The sequence below is a fragment of the Streptococcus mitis genome, from assembly GCF_023109105.1.
GTDB classification, from domain to species: domain Bacteria; phylum Bacillota; class Bacilli; order Lactobacillales; family Streptococcaceae; genus Streptococcus; species Streptococcus mitis_BW.
Genome location: NZ_JALDTZ010000029.1, coordinates 1 through 5,055 on the forward strand (window position 1 = coordinate 1; position 5,055 = coordinate 5,055).

At 49.8% G+C, this 5,055-nt stretch carries 1 tRNA gene and 3 rRNA genes; all 4 read right to left on the reverse strand.

Features of this window, described 5'->3' with window-relative positions:
• Position 1: 1 nt before the first annotated feature.
• The 4 genes from rrf to M1F37_RS09840 all read right to left on the reverse strand — a co-directional run bounded on the left by rrf (position 2) and on the right by M1F37_RS09840 (position 4,889).
• Positions 2–117, reverse strand: a 5S ribosomal RNA gene (gene rrf, locus M1F37_RS09825).
• A 76-nt stretch (positions 118–193) separates the two neighbouring features.
• A 23S ribosomal RNA gene (locus M1F37_RS09830) occupies positions 194–3,096 on the reverse strand.
• A gap of 123 nt (positions 3,097–3,219) precedes the next feature.
• Positions 3,220–3,292, reverse strand: a tRNA-Ala gene (locus M1F37_RS09835).
• A 51-nt stretch (positions 3,293–3,343) separates the two neighbouring features.
• Positions 3,344–4,889, reverse strand: a 16S ribosomal RNA gene (locus M1F37_RS09840).
• The 16S, 23S and 5S rRNA genes sit together here with 1 tRNA gene alongside, the layout of an rRNA operon.
• Positions 4,890–5,055: the final 166 nt, after the last annotated feature.

Here is a 5,055-nt window from a genome sequence, read left to right on the forward strand (position 1 = left end):
AGCTAAGCGACTTCCATATCTCACAGGGGGCAACCCCCAACTACTTCCGGCGTTCTAGGGCTTAACTGCTGTGTTCGGCATGGGTACAGGTGTATCTCCTAGGCTATCGTCACTTAACTCTGAGTAATACCTACTCAAAATTGAATATCTATTCAAATTAAGAAAACCTTCAGCTTTCGTATTCTCAGTTACTTTGGATAAGTCCTCGAGCTATTAGTATTAGTCCGCTACATGTGTCGCCACACTTCCACTTCTAACCTATCTACCTGATCATCTCTCAGGGCTCTTACTGATATAAAATCATGGGAAATCTCATCTTGAGGTGGGTTTCACACTTAGATGCTTTCAGCGTTTATCCCTTCCCTACATAGCTACCCAGCGATGCCTTTGGCAAGACAACTGGTACACCAGCGGTAAGTCCACTCTGGTCCTCTCGTACTAGGAGCAGATCCTCTCAAATTTCCTACGCCCGCGACGGATAGGGACCGAACTGTCTCACGACGTTCTGAACCCAGCTCGCGTGCCGCTTTAATGGGCGAACAGCCCAACCCTTGGGACCGACTACAGCCCCAGGATGCGACGAGCCGACATCGAGGTGCCAAACCTCCCCGTCGATGTGAACTCTTGGGGGAGATAAGCCTGTTATCCCCAGGGTAGCTTTTATCCGTTGAGCGATGGCCCTTCCATACGGAACCACCGGATCACTAAGCCCGACTTTCGTCCCTGCTCGAGTTGTAGCTCTCGCAGTCAAGCTCCCTTATACCTTTACACTCTGCGAATGATTTCCAACCATTCTGAGGGAACCTTTGGGCGCCTCCGTTACCTTTTAGGAGGCGACCGCCCCAGTCAAACTGCCCGTCAGACACTGTCTCCGATAGGGATCACCTATCTGGGTTAGAGTGGCCATAACACAAGGGTAGTATCCCAACAGCGTCTCCTTCGAAACTGGCGTCCCGATCTCATAGACTCCTACCTATCCTGTACATGTGGTACAGACACTCAATATCAAACTGCAGTAAAGCTCCATGGGGTCTTTCCGTCCTGTCGCGGGTAACCTGCATCTTCACAGGTACTAAAATTTCACCGAGTCTCTCGTTGAGACAGTGCCCAAATCATTACGCCTTTCGTGCGGGTCGGAACTTACCCGACAAGGAATTTCGCTACCTTAGGACCGTTATAGTTACGGCCGCCGTTTACTGGGGCTTCAATTCATACCTTCGCGTTACCGCTAAGCACTCCTCTTAACCTTCCAGCACCGGGCAGGCGTCACCCCCTATACATCATCTTACGATTTAGCAGAGAGCTGTGTTTTTGATAAACAGTTGCTTGGGCCTATTCACTGCGGCTGACCGAAGTCAGCACCCCTTCTCCCGAAGTTACGGGGTCATTTTGCCGAGTTCCTTAACGAGAGTTCTCTCGCTCACCTGAGGCTACTCGCCTCGACTACCTGTGTCGGTTTGCGGTACGGGTAGAGTATGTTTAAACGCTAGAAGCTTTTCTTGGCAGTGTGACGTCACTAACTTCGCTACTAAACTTCGCTCCCCATCACAGCTCAATGTTATAGATATAAGCATTTGACTCATATCACACCTCACTGCTTAGACAGACTCTTCCAATCGTCTGCTTTAGTTAGCCTACTGCGTCCCTCCATCACTACATACTCTAGTACAGGAATATCAACCTGTTGTCCATCGGATACACCTTTCGGTCTCTCCTTAGGTCCCGACTAACCCAGGGCGGACGAGCCTTCCCCTGGAAACCTTAGTCTTACGGTGGACAGGATTCTCACCTGTCTTTCGCTACTCATACCGGCATTCTCACTTCTATGCGTTCCAGCACTCCTCACGGTACACCTTCATCACACATAGAACGCTCTCCTACCATACCTATAAAGGTATCCACAGCTTCGGTAAATTGTTTTAGCCCCGGTACATTTTCGGCGCAGGGTCACTCGACTAGTGAGCTATTACGCACTCTTTGAATGAATAGCTGCTTCTAAGCTAACATCCTAGTTGTCTGTGCAACCCCACATCCTTTTCCACTTAACAATTATTTTGGGACCTTAGCTGGTGGTCTGGGCTGTTTCCCTTTCGACTACGGATCTTAGCACTCGCAGTCTGACTGCCGACCATAATTCTTTGGCATTCGGAGTTTATCTGAGATTGGTAATCCGGGATGGACCCCTCACCCAAACAGTGCTCTACCTCCAAGAATCTCTAATGTCGACGCTAGCCCTAAAGCTATTTCGGAGAGAACCAGCTATCTCCAAGTTCGTTTGGAATTTCTCCGCTACCCACAAGTCATCCAAGCACTTTTCAACGTGCCCTGGTTCGGTCCTCCAGTGCGTCTTACCGCACCTTCAACCTGCTCATGGGTAGGTCACATGGTTTCGGGTCTACGTCATGATACTATGGCGCCCTATTCAGACTCGGTTTCCCTACGGCTCCGTCTCTTCAACTTAACCTCGCATCATAACGTAACTCGCCGGTTCATTCTACAAAAGGCACGCTCTCACCCATTAACGGGCTCGAACTTGTTGTAGGCACACGGTTTCAGGTTCTATTTCACTCCCCTCCCGGGGTGCTTTTCACCTTTCCCTCACGGTACTGGTTCACTATCGGTCACTAGGGAGTATTTAGGGTTGGGAGATGGTCCTCCCAGATTCCGACGGGATTTCACGTGTCCCGCCGTACTCAGGATACTGCTAGGTACAAAGACTATTTTAAATACGAGGCTATTACTCTCTTTGGCTGATCTTCCCAAATCATTCTTCTATAATCTTTGAGTCCACATTGCAGTCCTACAACCCCGAAGAGTAAACTCTTCGGTTTGCCCTCCTGCCGTTTCGCTCGCCGCTACTAAGGCAATCGCTTTTGCTTTCTCTTCCTGCAGCTACTTAGATGTTTCAGTTCACTGCGTCTTCCTCCTCACATCCTTAACAGATGTGGGTAACAGGTAGTACCTGTTGGGTTCCCCCATTCGGAAATCCCTGGATCATCGCTTACTTACAGCTACCCAAGGCATATCGTCGTTTGTCACGTCCTTCTTCGGCTCCTAGTGCCAAGGCATCCACCGTGCGCCCTTATTAACTTAACCTTATTTTTCTGACCTTTCAGTCATAAACTCTTTTAATACTACAGCGTTTCGGTTTATTTTCTTGTTACTATTTGATATAGATATTCAATTTTCAATGTGCATTACTTGGTGATCTCTCACCAATGGAGCCTAGCGGGATCGAACCGCTGACCTCCTGCGTGCAAAGCAGGCGCTCTCCCAGCTGAGCTAAGGCCCCACAAGACCTCTCAAGACTAAACAAGACCAATGCGCAGTTCCTTATCCTTAGAAAGGAGGTGATCCAGCCGCACCTTCCGATACGGCTACCTTGTTACGACTTCACCCCAATCATCTATCCCACCTTAGGCGGCTGGCTCCTTATGGTTACCTCACCGACTTCGGGTGTTACAAACTCTCGTGGTGTGACGGGCGGTGTGTACAAGGCCCGGGAACGTATTCACCGCGGCGTGCTGATCCGCGATTACTAGCGATTCCGACTTCATGTAGGCGAGTTGCAGCCTACAATCCGAACTGAGACTGGCTTTAAGAGATTAGCTTGCCGTCACCGGCTTGCGACTCGTTGTACCAGCCATTGTAGCACGTGTGTAGCCCAGGTCATAAGGGGCATGATGATTTGACGTCATCCCCACCTTCCTCCGGTTTATTACCGGCAGTCTCGCTAGAGTGCCCAACTGAATGATGGCAACTAACAATAGGGGTTGCGCTCGTTGCGGGACTTAACCCAACATCTCACGACACGAGCTGACGACAACCATGCACCACCTGTCACCTCTGTCCCGAAGGAAAGCTCTATCTCTAGAGCGGTCAGAGGGATGTCAAGACCTGGTAAGGTTCTTCGCGTTGCTTCGAATTAAACCACATGCTCCACCGCTTGTGCGGGCCCCCGTCAATTCCTTTGAGTTTCAACCTTGCGGTCGTACTCCCCAGGCGGAGTGCTTAATGCGTTAGCTACGGCACTAAACCCCGGAAAGGGTCTAACACCTAGCACTCATCGTTTACGGCGTGGACTACCAGGGTATCTAATCCTGTTTGCTCCCCACGCTTTCGAGCCTCAGCGTCAGTTACAAGCCAGAGAGCCGCTTTCGCCACCGGTGTTCCTCCATATATCTACGCATTTCACCGCTACACATGGAATTCCACTCTCCCCTCTTGCACTCAAGTTAAACAGTTTCCAAAGCGTACTATGGTTAAGCCACAGCCTTTAACTTCAGACTTATCTAACCGCCTGCGCTCGCTTTACGCCCAATAAATCCGGACAACGCTCGGGACCTACGTATTACCGCGGCTGCTGGCACGTAGTTAGCCGTCCCTTTCTGGTAAGATACCGTCACAGTGTGAACTTTCCACTCTCACACTCGTTCTTCTCTTACAACAGAGCTTTACGATCCGAAAACCTTCTTCACTCACGCGGCGTTGCTCGGTCAGACTTCCGTCCATTGCCGAAGATTCCCTACTGCTGCCTCCCGTAGGAGTCTGGGCCGTGTCTCAGTCCCAGTGTGGCCGATCACCCTCTCAGGTCGGCTATGTATCGTCGCCTTGGTGAGCCGTTACCCCACCAACTAGCTAATACAACGCAGGTCCATCTGGTAGTGATGCAATTGCACCTTTTAAGCAAATGTCATGCAACATCTACTGTTATGCGGTATTAGCTATCGTTTCCAATAGTTATCCCCCGCTACCAGGCAGGTTACCTACGCGTTACTCACCCGTTCGCAACTCATCCAGAGAAGCAAGCTCCTCCTTCAGCGTTCTACTTGCATGTATTAGGCACGCCGCCAGCGTTCGTCCTGAGCCAGGATCAAACTCTCATTAAAAGTTTGAGTTCTCACTCATTTCTGTCACTGACAGATTTATTGTTTTTTTCATTGTTCAGTACTACAACTTCTTGTAGTGCCCTGCACATTGGTTCGTCTTGTTCAGTTTTCAAAGGTCTTTGTCACTCAATCTCTCTCAAGTGACAACTATATTAGTATATCACAG